A 20,706-nucleotide genomic window follows, 5' to 3' on the forward strand; every position below is an offset into this window, starting at 1 on the left:
GGTGTAATCTCCGGGCCAACCTTCGACGCGAGACCAAGGCGGGGCATGGCGACCGAATTCAACGGCAAGATCGAACTCGACATCCGAGACTCCGAACCGGACTGGGGACCCTACGCCGCGCCCACCGCTCCCGACGGCGCGCCCAACATCCTGTACCTCGTGTGGGACGACATCGGGATCGCCACATGGGACTGCTTCGGTGGCCTGGTCGAGATGCCGACGATGAGCCGTATCGCCGAACGCGGCGTTCGGCTCTCGCAGTTCCACACCACCGCGCTCTGCTCGCCGACCCGCGCCTCACTGCTGACCGGACGAAATCCGACGACCGTCGGCATGGCCACCATCGAAGAGTTCACCGACGGCTTTCCCGGCTGCAACGGCCGGATTCCGTTCGACACCGCGCTGCTGTCCGAGGTGCTCGTCGAGCATGGATACAACACCTACTGCGTGGGAAAGTGGCATCTGACCCCGCTCGAGGAGTCGAATCTGGCTTCCGCCAAGCGACATTGGCCGCTGTCGCGTGGCTTCGAGCGCTTCTACGGGTTCATGGGCGGTGAGACGGACCAGTGGTATCCGGACCTGGTTTACGACAACCATCCCGTTGCTCCGCCGGGGACACCGGAAGAGGGCTACCACCTGTCAAAAGACCTGGCGGACAGGACGATCGAGTTCATCCGCGACGCGAAGGTCATCGCACCGGACAAACCGTGGTTTTCCTATGTGTGTCCGGGAGCCGGCCACGCGCCGCATCACGTCTTCAAGGAGTGGGCCGACCGCTACGCCGGCAAGTTCGACATGGGCTACGAGCGTTACCGCGAGATCGTGCTCGAGAACCAGAAGAGGCTCGGCATCGTCCCCGCCGATACCGAACTCTCGCCGATGAATCCGTATGGAGACGTCAAGGGGCCTAACGGTGAACCGTGGCCGGAGCAGGACTCGGTGCGTCCCTGGGGCGAGCTCAGTGACGACGAGAAACGCCTCTTCACCCGCATGGCCGAGGTGTTTGCCGGCTTCCTGTCGTACACCGACGCCCAGATCGGCCGCATCCTCGACTATCTGGAGGAGTCGGGTCAGCTCGACAACACGATCATCGTCGTCATCTCCGACAACGGGGCGAGCGGGGAAGGCGGACCGAACGGCTCGGTCAACGAGGTCAAGTTCTTCAACGGCTACATCGACACGGTCGAGGACGGTCTAAGGCTGCTCGACAATCTCGGCGGACCGGAGACCTACAACCACTATCCGACCGGCTGGGCTATGGCGTTCAACGCCCCCTACAAGCTCTTCAAGCGCTACGCGTCGCACGAGGGCGGAATCGCCGACCCCGCAATCATCTCCTGGCCCAAGGGCATCGCCGCGCACGGCGATGTACTGGACACCTATATCAACGTCTGCGACGTCACCCCGACGATCTACGAACTGCTGGGAATCACGCCGCCGGAGACGGTCAGGGGAGTGCCGCAGAAGCCGTTGGACGGTGTGAGTTTCGAGGCGGCGCTCAAAGATTCGTCGGCCGCGACCGACAAGCACACGCAGTTCTACACGATGCTCGGCACGCGGGGAATCTGGCGTGACGGCTGGTTCGCCAACACCGTCCACGCCGCCTCCCCGGCCGGTTGGTCGCACTTCGACAAAGACCGGTGGGAGCTGTTCCACCTCGAAAGCGATCGCAGCCAGTGCCACGATCTGGCCGCCGAAAAGCCGGACAAGCTCGAAGAACTCAAGAAACTGTGGTTCGCCGAAGCCGATAAGTACAACGGCCTGCCGCTGGGCGACCTCAACATCTTCGACACCATATCCCGGTGGCGGCCCAGCCTCGCCGGGCAGCGCGAGTCCTACGTCTACTACCCCGGAACGGCCGACGTCGGCACCGGCGCGGCGGCCGAGATCATGGGCCGGTCGTTCTCGGTGATGGCCGAGATGACGATCGACACCTCCGGCGCGGAGGGCGTGATCTTCAAACACGGTGGCGCACACGGGGGACACGTGATGTTCATTCAGGACGGCCGGCTCCACTACGTCTACAACTTCCTGGGTGAACAGGAACAACAGCTCTCCTCGCCGGACCCGATACCGTTGGGGCGGCATATTTTCGGGGTCGCGTACGTGCGCACCGGAACCGCAGAGGGCAGCCACACTCCGCTGGGAGACGCTGCGCTGTACATCGACGACCAACAGGTCGCGACGTTCAGCGGCGTGCGTGTGCATCCGGGGACGTTCGGGCTCGCCGGCGCCAGTCTGAGCATCGGCAGGAACGCGGGATCCCCGGTCTCGCGGTCGTACAAGCCGCCGTTCGCCTTCACCGGTGGCACCATCACCCAGGTGAACATCGACGTCTCGGGTAAGCCGTACGTGGACGTGGAGAGGGAGTTCGCGCGCGCCTTCGCGCAGGACTGAGGACCGCGCAGGACTGAGGACAAGGCGGGATCCAGCTCATGAAAAACGCCGTGTGGCCGACGATCGCGCTGACATGTCTGCTCACATCGTGCGTCGACAACAGCGAGGGCACGCCGATCGCGGAAGAGGCGGTCGTCTCCGATACGACCATCTCCGCCACCGCCCCGCCGTCGTCGACCACGAGCTCCGCTGCTGAACCCGATACCGAACAGCCCGGCATCGTGCCGACCACCGCGGTGCCTTCGCCGACGGGCGTCGCCTGCGATGTGCCCAACCCGCCCTACGAAGAGGCGTCGGTGCCCGATCCGGCCGCGCCCAAAATCACGGTGGTGCTCCCCGCGGGATGGTCGACCGCGCCGGGACAGGGCGACGTCGGCCTTCGGCTGACCGGTCCGGACGGGATGTCGGCGTCGGTCACCATTGCCAGGACGACGCTGCCGCCCGCCGAGGCCTTCGACCGCTATGCCGACGACGCCATGGCCGCCTCCGACATCAGCACCCTGAGCGTCCTGCCGGCGGAACTGTGCGGCTTCAGCGGCCAGAAGCTGCTCGGATCGTGGGCGGATTCCCCGGAACACGCTGTCGAGTTCGGCGACCGGCTGGCCCATATCCCGACGACCAGCGGCGACTACCTGGTCGCGGTGCACGTCGAGGCCCCTGCGCAGGGTGCGGCCTTCGACCCGCTTACCTCGCCGCTGCTGGGCGACTTCGGCATCGTCATACCCTGACGGCGTCGACGGCCACGCCCGCCCGTGGGGCAGGGGGCCGCTGATCAGCGGCGATTTGGTTTCCTGCAGGTCCTCCCATAGAATCAGGCGGTTGCCTTGGGCAGACCTCGGCCAGTCGTTCCGGCAGGCCCCGCGTGCTCATAGGTGACAGCAAGACCGCGCACGTCCAGGTCGGTATCTGGCGTGCATACAAAAACCAGGTCGAGGAGATCGAGTGATTCAGCAGGAATCGCGGCTCAAGGTCGCCGACAACACGGGCGCCAAGGAGATCTTGTGCATCCGTGTGCTCGGCGGCTCGTCGCGACGCTACGCCGGCATCGGCGATGTCATCGTGGCGACCGTCAAGGACGCCATTCCGGGTGGCAACGTCAAGCGCGGTGATGTGGTGAAGGCCGTCGTCGTGCGCACCGTCAAGGAACGCCGCCGGGCCGACGGCAGCTACATCAAGTTCGACGAGAACGCCGCCGTCATCATCAAGCCCGACAACGACCCGCGTGGTACGCGCATCTTCGGGCCGGTCGGCCGCGAACTGCGCGAGAAGCGCTTCATGAAGATCGTCTCGCTCGCTCCGGAGGTGTTGTAGATGAAGGTCCACAAGGGCGACACCGTCCTGGTCATCTCCGGTAAGGACAAGGGCGCCAAGGGCAAGGTGCTGGTCGCCTACCCGACCCGCAACAAGGTGCTGGTCGAGGGCGTCAACCGGATCAAGAAGCATACGGCGGTGTCGAGCAACGAGCGCGGCGCCAAGTCCGGCGGCATCGTCACCCAAGAGGCGCCGATCGACGCCTCCAACGTGATGGTCGTCGACTCCGACGGGAAGCCCACCCGCGTCGCATACCGGGTTGACGAGGAGACGGGCAAGAAGGTCCGCATCGCCAAGACCAACGGCAAGGACATCTGAGATGACTACAGCTGAGAAAACACTGCCGCGCCTCAAGCAGCGCTACCGCGAGGAGATCCGCGACGCGCTGGCCAAGGAGTTCGGCTACGCCAACGTCATGCAGATTCCGGGCGTGGTCAAGGTCGTCGTCAACATGGGCGTCGGCGACGCCGCCCGCGACGCCAAGCTGATCAACGGCGCGGTCAACGACCTCGCGCTGATCACCGGCCAGAAGCCGGAGGTCCGCCGGGCCCGCAAGTCCATCGCGCAGTTCAAGCTTCGCGAGGGCATGCCGATCGGTGCCCGCGTCACGCTGCGCGGCGACCGGATGTGGGAGTTCCTCGACCGGTTGATCTCGATCGCGCTCCCGCGTATCCGCGACTTCCGCGGCCTGTCGCCAAAGCAGTTCGACGGCACCGGCAACTACACCTTCGGTCTGACCGAGCAGTCGGTGTTCCACGAGATCGACGTGGACTCCATCGACCGCCCCCGTGGCATGGACATCACCGTCGTCACCTCGGCGACGACCGACGACGAAGGACGAGCGCTGCTGCGGGCGCTGGGCTTTCCGTTCAAGGAGAACTGAGTAATGGCAAAGAAGGCACTGGTCAACAAGGCCAACAAGAAGCCGAAGTTCAAGGTGCGCGCCTATACCCGCTGCCAGCGCTGCGGGCGTCCGCACGCCGTCTTCCGCAAGTTCGGCCTGTGCCGGATCTGCCTGCGCGAAATGGCGCACGCCGGCGAACTGCCCGGCGTGCAGAAGAGCAGCTGGTAATCCAGCTCAACAGACCAGACCAACCAAACAAGTTGCGGCAGGCCCGGATACCGGGAACCACCGCGAGAAAGGTGAGACCGCTGTCATGACCGCGATGACGACGATGCGGTGGGGGTGCCCCCAGCAGCGCAGCTGCGAGGGGGACGCAGCCACGAAGAGGAGCAGCGCTCGATGACTATGACGGACCCGATCGCAGACTTCTTGACGCGTCTGCGCAACGCCAATTCGGCGTACCACGACGAGGTGACACTGCCCCACTCCAAGATCAAGGCCAACATCGCCGAGATCCTGAAGCGCGAGGGCTACATCGCCGACTACCGCACCGAGGATGCTCGGGTCGGCAAGTCCCTCATCGTGCAACTGAAGTACGGCCCCAGCCGGGAGCGAAGCATCGCCGGTCTGCGCCGCGTGTCCAAGCCTGGTCTGCGGGTGTACGCGAAATCCACCAATCTGCCGCGGGTTCTCGGCGGCCTCGGCGTGGCGATCATCTCCACGTCGTCGGGGCTCCGAACCGACCGCCAGGCAGCCCAAGAGGGCGTGGGCGGCGAAGTCCTCGCGTACGTGTGGTAGGCGAGAGGGAGTAGAGCTCAAATGTCGCGTATTGGAAAGCAGCCGGTCCCGGTCCCCAGCGGGGTCGACGTCTCGATCGACGGGCAGAACGTGTCGGTCAAGGGACCCAAGGGGAGTCTCGAACTGTCGGTGGCCGACCCGATCCGGGTGGCTCGTGACGATGACGGCGCGATCGTGGTGACGCGTCCGGACGACGAGCGGCGCAGCCGTTCACTGCACGGTCTGTCACGCACGCTGGTGGCGAACCTGATCACCGGCGTCACCGAGGGTTACACCACCAAGATGGAGATCTTCGGCGTCGGTTACCGCGTGCAGCTCAAGGGTTCCAACCTCGAGTTCGCGTTGGGCTACAGCCACCCGGTGACGATCAACGCGCCCGAGGGTGTGACATTCGCGGTGGAGACGCCGACGAAGTTCTCGATCTCCGGCATCGACAAGCAGAAGGTCGGCCAGGTTGCGGCGAACATCCGCCGCTTGCGCAAGAGCGACCCCTACAAGGGCAAGGGGATCCGCTACGAGGGCGAGCAGATCCGCCGCAAGGTCGGAAAGACAGGTAAGTAGAAATGGCTTCAACCACAAAGGATTCGGCAGCGCCGACGCGCAAGCCCGTGGGCCAGAACATCTCTGAGACCCGTCGGGTCGCGCGGCTGCGTCGCCATGCTCGGTTGCGCAAGAAGATCTCCGGTACGGCAGAGGTGCCGCGGCTGGTGGTCAACCGTTCGTCGCGGCACATCCACGTGCAGCTGGTGAACGACCTCGAAGGCACCACGCTGGTCGCCGCGTCCTCGATCGAGGCCGACGTGCGTGCGGTCGAAGGGGACAAGAAGGCGCACAGCGTGCGGGTCGGTCAGCTGATCGCCGAGCGCGCGAAGGCCGCAGGTATCGACAAGGTCGTGTTCGACCGCGGTGGTTACACCTACGGCGGACGGATCGCGGCGCTCGCCGATGCGGCGCGCGAGGGCGGACTGCAATTCTGATGACTGACTTCAACACAATGGGAAGGACTGCATGATGGCCGAACAGGCAACAGCCGGCGGCCCCCAGGACGGCCGCGGCTCGCGAGACCGCGACGGACGTGGCCGTCGCGATGACCGTGGCGGTCGTGGTCGCGACGGCGGTGACAAGAGCAACTACCTCGAGCGCGTCGTCTCCATCAACCGCGTGTCCAAGGTCGTCAAGGGTGGTCGCCGGTTCAGCTTCACCGCGCTGGTGATCGTCGGCGACGGCAAGGGCATGGTCGGTGTCGGCTACGGCAAGGCCAAGGAAGTTCCGGCCGCCATCGCCAAGGGCGTCGAAGAGGCTCGCAAGAACTTCTTCCGGGTCCCGCTGATCGGCGGCACCATCACGCACCCGGTGCAGGGCGAAGCCGCCGCCGGTGTCGTGATGCTGCGACCCGCCAGCCCCGGTACCGGTGTGATCGCCGGCGGTGCCGCTCGCGCGGTGCTGGAATGTGCCGGCGTGCACGACATCCTGGCCAAGTCGCTGGGCAGTGACAACGCGATCAACGTGGTGCATGCCACCGTTGCCGCGCTGAAGCTGCTGCAGCGTCCCGAAGAGGTCGCGGCCCGGCGTGGCCTGCCGATCGAGGATGTGGCGCCCGCGGGCATGCTGCGGGCGCGTCGTGAGGCCGAGGCGCTCGCCGCGTCGGCTGCGCGTGAGGGGTCGTAAATCATGGCAGAGCTGAAGATCACCCAGGTGCGCAGCACCATCGGTGCGCGCTGGAAGCAGCGGGAGAGCCTGCGGTCGCTGGGGCTGCGCAAGATCAGCCAGTCCGTCGTCCGTGAGGACAACGCGCAGACGCGCGGCCTGATCAAGACCGTGCATCACCTCGTCAAAGTAGAGGCGGTCGAGACGAAATGACACCCATCAAGCTCCATGACCTGAAGCCGGCACCCGGTTCGAAGACCGCCAAGACCCGTGTGGGCCGCGGTGAGGGTTCGAAGGGTAAGACCGCCGGTCGCGGCACCAAGGGCACCAAGGCCCGCAAGAACGTCCCCGCGACATTCGAGGGCGGCCAGATGCCGATCCACATGCGGCTGCCGAAGCTCAAGGGCTTCCGTAACCGCTTCCGCACCGAGTACGAGGTCGTCAACGTCGGCGACATCAACAAGCTGTTCCCGAAGGGCGGCGATGTCGGCGTGGACGAGCTGGTGGCCGCGGGTGCGGTGCGCAAGAACACGCTGGTGAAGGTGCTCGGCGACGGCAAGCTCACCGTCAAGGTGAACGTCACCGCGCACAAGTTCAGTGGCAGCGCCCGCGACAAGATCTCCGCAGCGGGCGGTTCGGCGACCGAGCTGTAGTCCGCTGTCGACCGGGAGCCCCTGCCGTCACGGCGGGGGCTTTCGTGTTCGGGTGGGCGTAACGCCACCCGTCGTCGAACGATATTGTGCGTAGGCGCAAACCCGTCAGGAGCAGATATGACCTCCATCCGCCGGCTCACCGCCATCGCCGTGGCCGCCGGTCTCGCACTGTCGGCAGGCACCGCGACGGCGACCGCCCCAGGATGAGAATTCGGCGGTGGACGCGAAGTTCGCCGAACAGGTCGCCGCCCTGGAGATCCCGCTCGGCGAGACCGATCTACCGGAGTTGGGTCACGGAATCTGCGACATGCTCACCACCGGGTTGGCCGGTACCGCCAACCCCGTGCCCGTCGTGCGCGGCGTGGTGAACCGCCTCACCAGTGCGGGCATGAGCCGCGGGCAGGCCGCGGGACTGATGCGCGCGGCCGTCGGCGTCTACTGCCCGCAGCACGCCCGCTATCTGGGCCGCTGACCTACTGCCGCCACTCGAAGCAGCCGACACCGGGGACGCACCCGCCGCCACCCCAGGGGCCGCCGTGTCCGCAGACCCCGTCGGCGGTGCAGCCTCCACCACCGTCCGGGCCGCCGCGTCCGCATGTTCCGTCGGCTGCGCATCCGCCGTAATCGGGGCCCTGTGCAGAATGACTGATCGGCGTGCCCGGATAGCTCTGGGCGATTGCGACAGGTGCCGCGGCGATCGCCGTCGCCGCCACGCCCGCCATCAGCAGCGGTGCGAGGGTTCTCAGTTTCGCGATCATGATTCCGGTCTACCACCAAGATCAAGAAAAGTTAAATCACCTAAGCGTCAGCAAACTCTCCAACGCGTCGGGGCGTCACCGCAGGTGCGGAATCACCTCTGCGGCCAGACGTTCCATCTGTTCGCGGTCCTCGGCGACGTTCTCCCCGACCGGGTTGAGCAATAGCATCTCGGCGCCTGCGTCGATGACCTCGCGCAGCCTTCGAACGACATCGGCGGGGGTGCCTGAGACCGGTACGTTGTCGATGCCCGCCATGCCGCCGTAGATGCGGTGCAGGCCGGCCAGCACTCGCTCCCTGGCGCGCGCAGGGTCGTCGTCGACAATCAGGTACACGCGCTTGCCGATCGTGAAACCCGTTGCCTCCCTGTTCTGTTCGTTGAGCTCGCGGCGGACGGTCTGGACGGCTTCGGTGAACGCGGCCGTCGTGGACGATCCCGCCCCGAGGAACGCGTCGCCGTGCCGCACCGCCCTGGCGATCGCGCGGGGGGCGTTGGCCCCGAACCAGATCGGCGGGTGTGGCCGCTGCACGGGCTTCGGTTGTACCGGCAACGCGTCGACGTCGCGAAAACGCCCGCGGTACGTCACCTTCGGGTCGTCGGACCACGCCGACTTCATCAGCTCGAGTCCCTCGGTGAAGGCGCGGACGAACGTGGCGGGTTCGACACCGAACGCGGCGAACTTGCGGGTGCCCCCGCCCGGAGCCACACCGAGGTCGAGCCGGCCGTGGCTGAGGTGGTCGACGGCCGTGACCGCCGAAGCCAGCTGCAGCGGTTCATGCAGGGTGGTGACCAGGACGGCCACCCCGAGGCGGAGCCGCGTGGTCTGCCCCGCGGCCCAGGCCAGCATCTCCAGCGGCGCGAGCAGTGGTGACGGGCCGATCGTCTGCTCCAGCGTCCACCCACCGGTGAAGCCCAGTTCCTCGGCCCGGATCAGGTAGTCGCGAGTGCCCTCGGCGTCGAAGCCGGCCGCCACGCGCTGGGGAAGCGAGATGTCGAAGCGCACGGCACCACGGTAGACGGGGTGGCCCGCGAGGCGGCGTCGGTACGCTCGAACCATGCTCGCCTTCCTCCCCGGCATGTCCGGACTGCCCGGTCTGGCCGATGTACGCGCACTGGCCCGGCGCATCGACACGGCCCGCCACAACGGTGTCCCGAACGGATGTGTGCTCGAACTCGATCTGACGTCGGTGCCGAACGAGACGGGCGGGTTCGATCCGCTCGCGTTGATCTCCGGGGCGGGCAAGCCGCTGTTGTTGGGTGAGGCCGTCGCCGCGATTCACCGCGCGGCGGACGACGATCGGGTCGCCGGGTTGGTCGCGCGCGTGCAGCTGCCGGCCGCGTCGCCGGGGCCGGTGCAGGAACTGAGGTCGGCCATCGCCGCGTTCAGCGACGTCAAACCGTCACTGGCGTGGGCCGAAACCTATCCGGGCACCCTGTCGTACTACCTGGCCTCGGCGTTCCGCGAGGTTTGGATGCAGCCGGCCGGAACCGTCGGCCTGGTGGGATTCGCGACGAATGCGATATTCCTTCGGGGCGCGCTCGACAAGATCGGAGTCGAGGCACAGTTCATCGCACGTGGCGAATACAAGTCTGCCGCAAACCGTTTCACCGAAGACCGCTATACCGACGCCCATCGTGAGGCGGATGAGCGGTTGATGCAGAGCCTGCACTCCCATGTGCTGGAGGCGGTCGCACAATCGCGCCACCTCGAGGCCAGGGAGATCGACGCCCTCGCCGACAAGGCGCCGTTGCTTCGTGACGACGCCCTGGCGGGCAGGCTGATCGACCGCGTCGGTTTCCGCGACGAGGCCTACGCCCGCATCGCCGAACTGGTTGGCGCACCGGACTTCACGCCCGGGGCGGATGCGGACGCCGACGACGCACCGCCGCGGCTGTTCTTGTCGCGGTATGCGCGGGCCACGGCCGGGCGTCAGAGCCTTACGCCGTCGATCCCGGGCCGGAAGAAGGCCACGATCGCCGTCGTCACGCTGCACGGCGCGATCGTCAGTGGCCGGGGCGGCACGCAGCCGCTGCCGATCGGTGGTTCCAGCGCAGGCGGAGACACGATCGCCGCGGCGCTTCGCGAGGCCGCGTCTTCCGACGACGTCTCGGCGATCGTGCTGCGGGTCGACAGCCCCGGCGGTTCGGTCACCGGATCGGAAACCATTTGGCGCGAGGTACAACGGGCCCGCGACAAGGGCAAGCCGGTGGTCGCGTCGATGGGTGCGGTCGCCGCGTCGGGCGGCTACTACGTGTCGATGGCCGCCGACGAGATCGTCGCCAATCCCGGCACCATCACCGGGTCGATCGGCGTGCTGGCAGGCAAGCTCGTCGCCCGCGAACTCAAGGGCCGCCTCGGCGTCGGCTCCGGCACGGTACGCACCAACCGCAACGCCGACGCCTGGTCGCTCAACGAACCGTTCACCGACGAACAGCGCGCGCTCGTGGAGGCAGAGGCCGACCTGCTCTACACCGATTTCATCGAGCGGGTCGCGGTGGGCCGCAAGATGAGCGTCGAGGACGTCGACGCCGTTGCGCGCGGCCGGGTGTGGACCGGCGCGGACGCACACGACCGCGGTTTGGTCGACAACCTCGGCGGCCTACGCACCGCGATCACGCGGGCCAAGGTGCTCGCGGGGATGGACGCCGAGGCCGAGGCGCGCATCGTGTCATATCCCGGTTCGTCGCTGATGGACCGGCTGCGACCCAAGCCGTCGTCACAGCCCGCGGCGTCGCTGCCCGATGCCGTGGTCGGGATGCTGGGGCGGTCGGTGATGCAATTGGTCGATCAGGCGGAGCGCTCATTCACCGGGCTGGGCGCGTTGTGGCTCGGCGAGCACCGGTTCTGAGTCAGCGCTTGATCGCCGACAGGTAGCTCATGTCGGTGAACAACCCGATGGTGCTGTCCTCGTCGAACGTGAAACCGTTGGCGGCGTAGGCATCTGGCATCTTCTGCGTCGTGACGTCCCAGCCGCGGTCGGTGAGATACTCGACGACGTCGTTGCGTTCGCCGTGATAGATGAGCTCACCCATCTCGATGTTCTGCCCGTATGCCTGTAACCGCTCGGCGATCTCGCGCGAGCGCTCGTCGGCGAACATGCTGACGTCGGGGATGTGCTCGGTCGCGAGCCGGCTGCCCGGCGCGCTCAGCTCGTCGATCCGGTCGAACAGCAGATCCTGGGCCTCGGGCGGCAGGTAGATCAGCAGCCCCTCCGCGCTCCACGCCGTCGGCTTGGTCGGGTCGAAACCGTTGTCCAGCAGGGCTTTCGGCCAGTCCTCGCGCAGGTCGATCGCCAACGCCCGCCGGTCCGCCGTCGGCTCGGCCCCCAGCGCCGCCAGCGTATTGGTCTTGAAGGCGATGACGTCGGGCTGGTCGAGTTCGAAGACGGTGGTGCCCGTCGGCCACGGCAGGCGGTAGGCGCGGGCGTCGAGCCCGGAGGCCAGGATCACCGCCTGACGGACACCCGCATCGACGGCGTCGGTGAACATGCGGTCGAAATGGCGGGTGCGCACGCTCATGCCCTCGGCGGCCCGCCGCGTGTTGAACCGGGCATCGATCGCGTCCAGCGATATCTCGCCGTCGAGCGCGCGCACGAAGAAGTCCAGCCCGACCGCGCGCACCAGAGGCTCGGCGTACGGGTCGTCGATCAGGCCCTCGCGGTGGCTCAACACGCGTTGTGCGGCGACCATCGTCGCGGTCGAGCCGACGCTGGAAGCCAGGTCCCAGGTGTCGTTGTCGGTGCGTGCCATCCGTGCTCCTCAGTTTCGGGTTGCGATGATCGCGAGCGAATCCCGCATCGGGGCAAGCAAATCGGTGTCGGGAAACGTGCGGCCGTATCCCGCGAACACCTCGGGCCGGTTCCTCGTTGAGACGTGCCATCCGTGTTCGGTGAGATATTCGCCGACGTGGCGGCGCTCGCCCGCATAGAACAGGTGCGAGATGTCGAGGTGCGCGCCGTTGTCGCCCCACTGCTTGCTGATCGCCTTGCTGCGTTCGCCGATCGTCGCCGCGGCGTCGGGATGATATTCGGTGGCCAGCTTGCTGCCCGGTGCGCTCAGCCCCCCGATGTCGTCGAACAGTCGGTCCTGCGCCTCGGGCGGCAGGTAGACGAGCAATCCCTCGGCGCTCCACGCTGTGGGCTGTGCCGGATCGAAACCACTGTCCCGCAGTGCTTTCGGCCAGTCGTCACGTAAGTCGACACCGACCGTGCGCAGCTCGGCCGACGGCCTGGCCCCCAGTGACGACATCGTCGAAGCCTTGAACTCGATCACCTGCGGCTGGTCGATTTCGTAGACGACGGTTCCGGGTGGCCACGGCAACCGGTAGGACCGCGAGTCCAGACCGGACGCCAGGATCACCGCCTGCCGGATGCCCGCGCTCGTCGCGTCTGCGAAGAAGTCGTCGAAGAACCGCGTGCGCACCGCGATCATCTTCGCCATGAAGTCCGCTCCGGCGCCGTCGATGTCGTTGCCCTCGATGCCGCCGTCGACCAGGCCCGTGAAGAAGTCGATGCCGACCGCGCGCACCAGGGGAGCGGCGTACGGATCGTCGAACAACGGATCCTCCTCGCGGCTGGCGATCGCGCGGGCGGCCGCGACCATCGTGGCCGTGGTGCCCACGCTCGACGCCAGATCCCAGCTGTCCGAATCCGTCCGGCTCATCCCTCGAGTATCCCCGTGACGTACTGCAGCTCGCCGAACCTGACCTCGTCATCGTCGGGCAGCTGCGGCAGACCACTTTCGGCCAGCAGCTCACCGACCGTCCGCCGCGTCAGGCGCCAGCCCCGCTCCTCGAGATAGGCACCTGCCTCGTTGCGGTCGCCGAGGTAGATCAGATCGGCGAAGTCGAGTTCGAACCCGTGCTCGCGCCACCGCTGAGCCGACTCCTGCATCCGCGCCAGCACCTTTTCGCGGTCCGCGGGATCCGTGCTCGACGGGCCGCTCTCGACCGCCAGCCGGCTGCCGGGTGCGCTCAGCTCGGAGATCGTGTCGAGCAGCTTGTCCTGCGCCTCAGGCGGCAGGTAACCCAGCAGTCCCTCGGCGCTCCATGCCGTCGGAAGGGCCGGGTCGAAGCCGGCGGCATTCAGCGCCTTCGGCCAGTCGAACCGCAGGTCGATGGCCACGGCACGGCGCTGCGCGGTCGGCTCGGCGCCGAAGTCGGCCAGCGTCTGGCTCTTGAACGCGATGACCTCGGGCTGGTCGATCTCGTAGACCGTCGTCCCGGCGGGCCAGGCCAACCGGTACGCCCGCGCGTCGAGACCCGACGCCAGGATCACTGCCTGTCGGATGCCCGCCTCGCCCGCTCCCGTTGAATCGCCACCTCCGGTGGCGGCGAGAAAGAACTCGTCGAAAAATTTGGTGCGCACCGCCATGTTGTCGGTCATCCGCGCCATACCGACCGCCGCATTGTCCGTGTCGAGATCCTCGAGCTTGAGCTCGCCGCTGGCGAGGCGCGTGAAGAAGTCGACACCGACGGCGCGCACCAACGGTTCGGCGTAGGGGTCGGAGATCAGCGGGTCGTCGCCGGTGCTGGCGATCGCCCGCGCGGCCGCGACCATGGTCGCGGTGGCGCCGACGCTCGATGCGAGGTCCCAGGTGTCGTTGTCGGTACGTGCCATCTATCGCTCCTGACGTTATTAATTAGCGGATATAACGAGATTGGGTCCACGGTATGTTCCCGGGCTGAGAAGACGCTGTGAGGGCGGGACGATCAGCGGGATGCGGGCCAACGGGGTCCCAACTGTTACTCTCGTAGACTGTTTGACGGGTAACTCTGCAGGCTGCGCGCTTGACGGGGGTCCGCACACGACTTAACCAAGACGCTGGTCGAATCCAGCCCCATCCGCACGCCGCGATCAACAGGCCGGCTGCGCAGGAGGAAGAGTGCTTTCGGCTTTCATCTCTTCACTCAGGACGGTCGACCTGAGGCGAAAGATCCTGTTCACCCTGGGCATCGTGATCCTTTACCGGGTCGGTGCCTCGATCCCGTCTCCCGGAGTGAACTACCCGAATGTGCAGCAGTGCATCGCGGAGGTCACCGGCGGTGAGTCCGGACAGATCTACTCGCTGATCAACCTGTTCTCCGGTGGCGCGCTGCTGCAGCTGTCGGTGTTCGCCGTCGGTGTGATGCCCTACATCACCGCGAGCATCATCGTGCAGTTGTTGACCGTGGTGATTCCGCGGTTCGAGCAGCTCCGTAAGGAAGGCCAGTCCGGTCAGGCCAAGATGACGCAGTACACGCGCTATCTGGCCGTTGCGCTGGCGATCCTGCAGAGCACCAGCATCGTGGCGCTCGCCGCGAACGGCGGCCTGCTTCAGGGCTGCTCGCTGGACATCATCCAGGGCCAGCACGAGGGTCTGAACATCTTCACGCTCGTCGTGATGGTGCTCGTGATGACCGCGGGCGCGGCGCTGGTGATGTGGATGGGCGAGCTGGTCACCGAGCGCGGCATCGGCAACGGCATGTCGCTGATCATCTTCGCGAGCATCGCCTCCGCGATTCCGGCCGAGGGCAAGACCATCCTCGACAGCCGCGGCGGGCTGGTCTTCGCCCTGGTCTGCGCGGGCGCGTTGGCGATCATCATCGGCGTGGTGTTCGTCGAACAGGGCCAGCGCCGGATCCCCGTCCAGTACGCCAAACGGATGGTCGGCCGCAAGATGTACGGCGGCACGTCGACGTATCTACCGTTGAAGGTCAACCAGGCCGGCGTCATCCCGGTGATCTTCGCCTCGTCGCTGATATACATCCCGCAGCTCATCACGCAGCTCATCCAGAGTGGGAGCTCCAACCCGAACAGCAACAGCTGGTGGAGCACCTTCGTCGCGAGCTACCTGACCGACCCGAGCAGCCCGGCCTACATCGCGATCTACTTCGGGCTGATCGTGTTCTTCACCTACTTCTACGTGTCCATCACGTTCAACCCCGATGAGCGGGCCGACGAGATGAAGAAGTTCGGCGGCTTCATCCCCGGCATCCGGCCAGGCAAGCCGACCGCAGACTACCTGCGCTACGTGCTGAGCCGGATCACCCTGCCAGGTTCGATCTACCTGGGTCTGATCGCGGTCCTACCCAACCTGTTCCTCTCCGTCGGGAGCAGCGGGCCGGTGCAGAACCTGCCGTTCGGTGGTGTGGGCGTTCTGATCCTGGTCGGCGTCGGCTTGGATACCGTGAAACAGATCGAGAGCCAGCTGATGCAGCGTAATTACGAAGGGTTCCTGAAGTGAGAGTCGTTCTGCTCGGACCGCCCGGCGCCGGCAAGGGCACACAGGCACAGAAGCTCTCCGAGAAGCTCGGGATCCCGCAGATCTCGACCGGTGACCTCTTCCGCAAGAACATCGGCGACGGCACACCGCTGGGCGTGGAGGCCAAGAGGTACCTCGACGCCGGCGATCTGGTGCCCTCGGAGCTGACCAACAAGCTCGTCGAGGACCGCATCGAACAGGCCGACGCCGCCGACGGATTCATCCTCGACGGCTACCCGCGCTCGGTGGAACAGGCCAAGGCCCTCGACGAGATGCTGAAACGCCACAACACCAAGCTCGACGCGGTGCTGGAGTTCAAGGTTTCCGAGGACGAGCTGTTCAAGCGGCTCAAGTCCCGCGGCCGCGAAGACGACACCGAAGACGTGATCCGCAACCGCATGCAGGTCTACCGTGACGAGACCTATCCGCTGTTGGAGTACTACAGCGGCAACAACCTGCAGCAGGTCGACGCGGTCGGCGGCCTGGACGAGGTGTTCGCGCGGGCGCTGCAGGCGCTCGGTAAGTAGTCCGGTATGGGCCTGATGGGCCTGCGCGGCCGCAAGGTCGTTCCGCAGCGCACCCCCGGTGAACTCGACGCGATGAAGGTCGCCGGAGCCCTGGTGGCCTCCGCGCTGGCGGCGATGCGTGACGCCGCGGCTCCCGGGGTATCGACGCTGGCGCTCGACGAGATCGCCGAGTCGGTGATCCGCGACGGCGGCGGCGTGCCGTCCTTCCTCGGATACCACGGATATCCGGCCAGCATCTGCTCCTCGGTCAATGACCGTGTGGTGCACGGCATTCCGTCCTCGGACGAAACCCTCGCGCCCGGGGACCTGGTGTCCATCGACTGCGGGGCGATCGTCGACGGCTGGCATGGGGATTCGGCGATCACGTTCGGGGTCGGGACGCTGATCCCGGTCGACGAAGCGTTGTCGCAGGCGACCAAGGAGGCCATGGAGGCCGGTGCCGCGGCGATGGTGCCCGGCAACCGGCTGACCGACGTCTCGCACGCCATCGAGACCGCGACGCGCGCCGCCGAGAAACGGTACGGCCGCGCGTTCGGCATCGTGGACGGCTACGGCGGCCACGGCATCGGACGCGAGATGCACATGGACCCGTTCCTGCCCAATGAGGGTGCCCCGGGCCGCGGGCCGTATTTGGCGGTCGGCTCGGTGTTGGCCATCGAGCCGATGCTCACGCTCGGCACCACCAAGACGGTGGTCCTCGACGACGAGTGGACCGTCATCACCGCGGACGGCTCGCGCGCAGCGCACTGGGAGCACACGGTGGCCGTCACCGAAGACGGTCCGCGCATCCTCACCCGTTAGCGCTGACAAGCGCGAATACTGAACCGGACGACCGCCAACCTCGTGTCTACAGCGGAGGTTGATATTGGACGACCCGGAAGCGACCGTGATGCGGGTGCTCTACGCGGAGCACGCCGCCGCGATATGGCGCTATGCGGTGCGGCTGACGGGCGATACGGCCCGGGCGGAGGACGTCGTGCAGGAAACGCTACTGCGGGCGTGGCGGCACCCCGAGGTGACGGCCGACGCCTCGAGATCGGCGCGGGCGTGGCTGTTCACGGTGGCCCGCAACCTCATCATCGACGAAGCGCGCAGCGCCCGGTTCCGCAGCGAGTCGGGCACCGCCGATATGGAAACGACCGCGGACCGGCCCGGGCCTGACGAGGTGGAGGCTGCGTTGAACCGAATGATGCTCGGCGAAGCCATCGGTGAACTGTCCGAGGAGCATCGCGCAGTCATCAGTCGCGCGTATTACCACGGCTGGAGCACGGCGCAGATCGCGGCCGATCTGCACATCGCGGAAGGAACCGTGAAGTCGCGGCTCCACTACGGGGTGCGTGCGCTCAAGCTCCGGCTGGAGGAGATGGGGGTGACACCGTGACGGCATTCGAACCGGCCCTGGGCCGGACGGACGACGATCGGTACGCGACATGGGACGCCGCCTACGTTCTGGGATCGCTCACCGAGGGGGAGCGCGGCGAGTACGAGGCGCATTTGGACGCATGTGAGCGCTGCGCGGCCGCCGTGGCCGAACTCAGTGGCATCCCCGCCTTGCTGAGCACGGTCGAACCCGCCGAGTTCGACGGCCTCGACCCGGCGCGGGCCGAACCGCCCGCCGAACTGCTGACCGGGCTGCTCGACACGGTGCGCGCGCGGCGCAGGCGCTCGCGGTGGCTGGCCTCGGCCGCCGTCGGTCTGGCCGCCGCGGTGCTGGCGATCGGGATCGTGATCGCGGTCCGTCCGGAGGCATTCGGGCTGCAGACCGGCACACCGCCCACGGCCTCGGGTCAGCAACTGGAGATGACCAAGGTGTCCGAGACGCCGATCAACGCGACCATCTCGATGACGGGGTACGGCTGGGGCACCCGGATCGACATGGCGTGCACGTACGGCGATTGGGGCCGCCGCGATGCTCCGCCGCAGAACCTGGGGATGGTGGTCGTCGGCCATGACGGCAGCCGCAGCCAGGTGGCGACATGGCTGGGGCTCTCCGGTGCGACCGCGTTGCCGAGCGCCACCACGCCGATGCAGATGGACGAAATCGCTGCCGTGCAACTGGTTTCACCCGACTCCGGCAAAGTGCTTCTCGAGCGTTCGCTGTGAATTCGCTGAACAGATGAACTCCACCGGCCCGCGCACCGTGTCACTCGTGAAGTCCGAAAGCAGGTGAGCAATGGGCCATCGGGTCGTCGACCACATCGTCGAGTACCTCGCGGCGATCGGAGTGCGCCATATCTTCGGTGTCGACGGCGCCAACATCGAGGATCTCTACGATGCGGCGTTCTTCCGTTCCGGCATCGACGCCGTGCTCGCCAAACACGAGTTCTCCGCCGCCACCATGGCCGACGGCTACAGCCGTAGTGGCTGCGGCATCGGCGTGGTGGCCGCGACGTCGGGTGGCGGCGCGCTGAACACCGTTCCCGCGCTGGGCGAGGCCTTCGCGAGCCGAGTTCCCGTGCTGGCCCTGATCGGGCAGTCGCCGACCCCGCTCGACGGTCGCGGCGCGTTTCAGGACACCAGTGGGCGCAACGCGGCACTCGACGCACACGCGCTGTTCTCGGCGGTGTCCGTGCACTGCCGTCGGGTGACTGCGCCCGCCGACATCGTCGCCGCGCTGCCCGCCGCGATCGAGGCCGCGCGGACCCAGCGTGGACCGTCGGTCCTGCTGCTGCCCAAGGACATTCAGCAAGGCGAGGTGCCGGCCAACGGTGGCGTGGTGGTCGGTGAGCAGGCGGAGGTGCGCTCGGGCGACCCGCGGGTGATCGCGCGGGCGCTGCGCCGGGCCACGGGGCCGGTCACGATCATCGCGGGTGAACAGGTCGCGCGAGACGATGCGCGCGCAGAGCTGGAGGCGCTGCGCGCGGTTCTGCGCGCCCGGGTCGCGACCGTGCCCGATGCGAAGGATGTGGCGGGCACGCCGGGAATGGGTTCGTCGTCGGCGCTCGGCGTGACCGGTGTGATGGGGCGTCCGCACATCGCCGCCGCACTCGCCGGCAGCGCGGTGTGCCTGGTGGTGGGCACCAGGATGGCGGTGACGGCCCGCGCCGGTCTCGACGACGCACTGGCCTCGGTGCCCGTGTACTCGATCGGTGCCGCGCCACCGTATTTCGCGTGCACCCATGTGCACACCGAGGATCTTCGCGGCTCGCTGACGACGCTCACCGAAGCGCTGTCGGGTGCGGGCCGCCCTACCCACGTGCGGGTGCCCGAGACGGTGACGCCGTCCGAGCTGCGGCCGCCGACGCACCGCGGGCCGGGGATCCGGTACCGCGACGCGATGATCGCGCTCGATGCGGCGCTGCCCGACGGCGTGGACATCGTCGTCGACGCAGGCAACATCGGGGCGGCGGCGATCCATCACCTGGCGGCGCGCCGTGACGGTCGCTTCGTCGTCGCGCTCGGCATGGGCGGAATGGGATACAGCTTCGGCGCCGCGATCGGAATGGCGTTCGGCAGGGGCAGGCGCACGCTGGTGATCGCCGGCGACGGCAGCTTCCTCATGCACGGCATGGAGATCCACACCGCACGCGAGTACCACCTACCCGTGACGTTCTGCCTGTTCGACAACCATGCGCACGCGATGTGCGTCACCCGCGAGCAGCGCTTCTACTCAGATCGCTACAGCTACAACCGGTTCGGGCCGAGTCGGCTGGGGGCGGGGCTCTCTGCGATGTTCCCGGGACTCCCGAGCGCCGATGTCGATGACATCGCGTCGCTTCCCGGCGCGCTCGGCGCAGCGCTGCAGGCCGACGGCCCCGCCGTCGTCAGCATCGAATGTTCCGCCGACGAGGTTCCGCCGTTCGCCGCGTTTCTCGACCAGGCCACCACCAAACCGCCCGCCGCAGAGGAGATTTCAAGCCATGTCGCTACCCGCCCTTGACGACATCACGGCCCACCGGGGCACCGCCGACCCGCTGGACGGCCTGATACGCGTCGAAACGTCGCCGCGTGAGAAGGCGACGCCGATCATCATGGAGATGATGCGTTCGGTCTATCCGCACGACTACGTCTACGGCGAGTACTGCACCGTCAACGACTACGTCGACTGTCCGCCCGACGAGCTGTTCGCGTACCTGTCCGATACCCGGTGTCTCGAGGAATGGACGTACAGCCTGCGCGGCTTCGCGCCCACCGAAGAACCGGGACTGTGGGCGGCCTACGACCGGTTGGGTTCGCAGACACAGATTTTCACCCGCACGGTGGCGAACGAAGCCGCCATGACGGTGGACTACCACTGCGCGTGGGATCAGGGCAGGCATCTGTGGATGATCTACCTGATGCGCGTCGTCGACGCACGAGTCGTCCTCGACAAGCCGGGATCGGTCGTGCTGTGGACGAACTGTCATCACCCGTTCTACGACCGAAACCCCTACCCGGAAACGGCCCCGCCCGAGCGGCCGGTCTGGGTCGGTGACTTCTGGGACATGTTCGGGGCCGGCCATCTGCTCGAGTTGCGCAATCTCAAGGCCATCGCCGAGTATCGGCACCGCAACGGCCTTCCCGTGACACCCGATTGGATGAGGTGAACCG

26 protein-coding genes are annotated in these 20,706 nt (G+C 67.0%); 21 read left to right on the top strand and 5 right to left on the bottom strand.

Going from position 1 to position 20,706, the window contains the following annotated elements; genetic code table 11:
- The first annotated feature begins 45 nt into the window (after positions 1 to 45).
- From A5752_RS23795 to A5752_RS23855, 13 genes are all read left to right on the top strand, one after another.
- Complete coding sequence (locus tag A5752_RS23795; RefSeq protein WP_067091039.1) at positions 46 to 2,397, top strand: arylsulfatase; 2,352 nt, start codon at positions 46 to 48, stop codon at positions 2,395 to 2,397.
- Positions 2,398 to 2,435: 38 nt separating this feature from the next.
- Entirely contained in the window at positions 2,436 to 3,125 is a 690-nt protein-coding gene (locus tag A5752_RS23800) for a hypothetical protein (protein WP_067091041.1), read from the top strand.
- 214 nt (positions 3,126 to 3,339) lie between these two features.
- Positions 3,340 to 3,708, top strand: coding sequence for a 50S ribosomal protein L14 (gene rplN / locus A5752_RS23805; RefSeq protein WP_067091049.1), 369 nt, complete (start codon positions 3,340 to 3,342; stop codon positions 3,706 to 3,708).
- Complete coding sequence (gene rplX, locus A5752_RS23810) at positions 3,709 to 4,026, top strand: 50S ribosomal protein L24 (RefSeq protein WP_067091052.1); 318 nt, start codon at positions 3,709 to 3,711, stop codon at positions 4,024 to 4,026.
- 1 nt (position 4,027) lies between these two features.
- Positions 4,028 to 4,591: a 50S ribosomal protein L5 gene (gene rplE, locus A5752_RS23815; RefSeq protein ID WP_067091055.1), complete on the top strand. Its 564-nt coding sequence runs from the start codon at positions 4,028 to 4,030 to the stop codon at positions 4,589 to 4,591.
- 3 nt (positions 4,592 to 4,594) lie between these two features.
- Positions 4,595 to 4,780, top strand: coding sequence for a type Z 30S ribosomal protein S14 (locus A5752_RS23820; protein WP_059101363.1), 186 nt, complete (start codon positions 4,595 to 4,597; stop codon positions 4,778 to 4,780).
- A gap of 171 nt (positions 4,781 to 4,951) precedes the next feature.
- On the top strand, positions 4,952 to 5,350 hold the full coding sequence (gene rpsH, locus A5752_RS23825; protein ID WP_067091058.1) for a 30S ribosomal protein S8: 399 nt from the start codon (positions 4,952 to 4,954) through the stop codon (positions 5,348 to 5,350).
- Between the two features lie 21 nt (positions 5,351 to 5,371).
- A complete protein-coding gene (rplF, locus tag A5752_RS23830; RefSeq protein ID WP_067091061.1) occupies positions 5,372 to 5,911 on the top strand; it encodes a 50S ribosomal protein L6 in 540 nt (179 codons plus the stop codon).
- A 2-nt stretch (positions 5,912 to 5,913) separates the two neighbouring features.
- Positions 5,914 to 6,327 carry a 50S ribosomal protein L18 gene (rplR, locus tag A5752_RS23835; protein WP_067091063.1) on the top strand — a complete coding sequence of 138 codons (414 nt, stop codon included), beginning with the start codon at positions 5,914 to 5,916 and terminating at the stop codon, positions 6,325 to 6,327.
- A 34-nt stretch (positions 6,328 to 6,361) separates the two neighbouring features.
- Entirely contained in the window at positions 6,362 to 7,018 is a 657-nt protein-coding gene (gene rpsE / locus A5752_RS23840; RefSeq protein ID WP_090279624.1) for a 30S ribosomal protein S5, read from the top strand.
- 3 nt (positions 7,019 to 7,021) lie between these two features.
- A complete protein-coding gene (gene rpmD, locus A5752_RS23845; RefSeq protein ID WP_067091069.1) occupies positions 7,022 to 7,210 on the top strand; it encodes a 50S ribosomal protein L30 in 189 nt (62 codons plus the stop codon).
- A complete protein-coding gene (rplO, locus tag A5752_RS23850; RefSeq protein ID WP_067091072.1) occupies positions 7,207 to 7,650 on the top strand; it encodes a 50S ribosomal protein L15 in 444 nt (147 codons plus the stop codon). Before rpmD ends, rplO begins: the two co-directional genes overlap by 4 nt.
- A gap of 217 nt (positions 7,651 to 7,867) precedes the next feature.
- Positions 7,868 to 8,122 carry a DUF732 domain-containing protein gene (locus tag A5752_RS23855; protein WP_353612410.1) on the top strand — a complete coding sequence of 85 codons (255 nt, stop codon included), beginning with the start codon at positions 7,868 to 7,870 and terminating at the stop codon, positions 8,120 to 8,122.
- A gap of 1 nt (position 8,123) precedes the next feature.
- Here the strand turns inward: A5752_RS23855 and A5752_RS23860 are convergent, their stop codons facing one another.
- Positions 8,124 to 8,408 (bottom strand): hypothetical protein, encoded by a 285-nt coding sequence (locus A5752_RS23860; protein ID WP_067091074.1) that lies wholly within the window; start codon positions 8,406 to 8,408, stop codon positions 8,124 to 8,126.
- A gap of 75 nt (positions 8,409 to 8,483) precedes the next feature.
- Positions 8,484 to 9,410: an LLM class flavin-dependent oxidoreductase gene (locus A5752_RS23865; RefSeq protein ID WP_067091510.1), complete on the bottom strand. Its 927-nt coding sequence runs from the start codon at positions 9,408 to 9,410 to the stop codon at positions 8,484 to 8,486.
- A gap of 52 nt (positions 9,411 to 9,462) precedes the next feature.
- Here A5752_RS23865 and sppA point away from each other — a divergent pair, with 52 nt between their 5' ends.
- Positions 9,463 to 11,256, top strand: coding sequence for a signal peptide peptidase SppA (sppA, locus tag A5752_RS23870; RefSeq protein WP_067091077.1), 1,794 nt, complete (start codon positions 9,463 to 9,465; stop codon positions 11,254 to 11,256).
- A gap of 1 nt (position 11,257) precedes the next feature.
- Here sppA and A5752_RS23875 read toward each other — a convergent pair whose 3' ends face one another.
- The 3 genes from A5752_RS23875 to A5752_RS23885 are packed head-to-tail and all read right to left on the bottom strand — an operon-like array spanning position 11,258 to position 14,025.
- Complete coding sequence (locus A5752_RS23875) at positions 11,258 to 12,157, bottom strand: class I SAM-dependent methyltransferase (protein ID WP_067091079.1); 900 nt, start codon at positions 12,155 to 12,157, stop codon at positions 11,258 to 11,260.
- Positions 12,158 to 12,166: 9 nt separating this feature from the next.
- On the bottom strand, positions 12,167 to 13,069 hold the full coding sequence (locus A5752_RS23880; RefSeq protein ID WP_067091082.1) for a class I SAM-dependent methyltransferase: 903 nt from the start codon (positions 13,067 to 13,069) through the stop codon (positions 12,167 to 12,169).
- The gene (locus A5752_RS23885; RefSeq protein WP_067091085.1) at positions 13,066 to 14,025 is read right to left on the bottom strand and encodes a class I SAM-dependent methyltransferase; all 960 of its coding nucleotides are present in this window, start codon (positions 14,023 to 14,025) and stop codon (positions 13,066 to 13,068) included. The genes A5752_RS23880 and A5752_RS23885 overlap by 4 nt, the downstream gene beginning before the upstream one ends.
- Before the next feature lie 265 nt (positions 14,026 to 14,290).
- Between A5752_RS23885 and secY the strand changes: the two genes are divergently transcribed.
- From secY to A5752_RS23920, 7 genes are all read left to right on the top strand, one after another.
- Complete coding sequence (secY, locus tag A5752_RS23890; RefSeq protein ID WP_067091087.1) at positions 14,291 to 15,631, top strand: preprotein translocase subunit SecY; 1,341 nt, start codon at positions 14,291 to 14,293, stop codon at positions 15,629 to 15,631.
- Positions 15,628 to 16,176 (top strand): adenylate kinase, encoded by a 549-nt coding sequence (locus A5752_RS23895; RefSeq protein WP_067091090.1) that lies wholly within the window; start codon positions 15,628 to 15,630, stop codon positions 16,174 to 16,176. Before secY ends, A5752_RS23895 begins: the two co-directional genes overlap by 4 nt.
- A gap of 6 nt (positions 16,177 to 16,182) precedes the next feature.
- Positions 16,183 to 16,977 carry a type I methionyl aminopeptidase gene (gene map, locus A5752_RS23900; RefSeq protein WP_067091092.1) on the top strand — a complete coding sequence of 265 codons (795 nt, stop codon included), beginning with the start codon at positions 16,183 to 16,185 and terminating at the stop codon, positions 16,975 to 16,977.
- Between the two features lie 64 nt (positions 16,978 to 17,041).
- The gene (locus A5752_RS23905; RefSeq protein ID WP_067091095.1) at positions 17,042 to 17,557 is read left to right on the top strand and encodes a sigma-70 family RNA polymerase sigma factor; all 516 of its coding nucleotides are present in this window, start codon (positions 17,042 to 17,044) and stop codon (positions 17,555 to 17,557) included.
- On the top strand, positions 17,554 to 18,279 hold the full coding sequence (locus A5752_RS23910; protein ID WP_067091099.1) for an anti-sigma factor family protein: 726 nt from the start codon (positions 17,554 to 17,556) through the stop codon (positions 18,277 to 18,279). The genes A5752_RS23905 and A5752_RS23910 overlap by 4 nt, the downstream gene beginning before the upstream one ends.
- A 70-nt stretch (positions 18,280 to 18,349) precedes the next feature.
- Positions 18,350 to 20,056, top strand: coding sequence for a thiamine pyrophosphate-binding protein (locus A5752_RS23915; protein WP_067091102.1), 1,707 nt, complete (start codon positions 18,350 to 18,352; stop codon positions 20,054 to 20,056).
- Positions 20,037 to 20,702 (top strand): hypothetical protein, encoded by a 666-nt coding sequence (locus tag A5752_RS23920; RefSeq protein ID WP_067091104.1) that lies wholly within the window; start codon positions 20,037 to 20,039, stop codon positions 20,700 to 20,702. The genes A5752_RS23915 and A5752_RS23920 overlap by 20 nt, the downstream gene beginning before the upstream one ends.
- Positions 20,703 to 20,706: the final 4 nt, after the last annotated feature.

Origin of the sequence: Mycobacterium sp. 852002-51961_SCH5331710, from assembly GCF_001665535.1 — a bacterium.
Taxonomy (GTDB): Bacteria; Actinomycetota; Actinomycetes; order Mycobacteriales; family Mycobacteriaceae; genus Mycobacterium.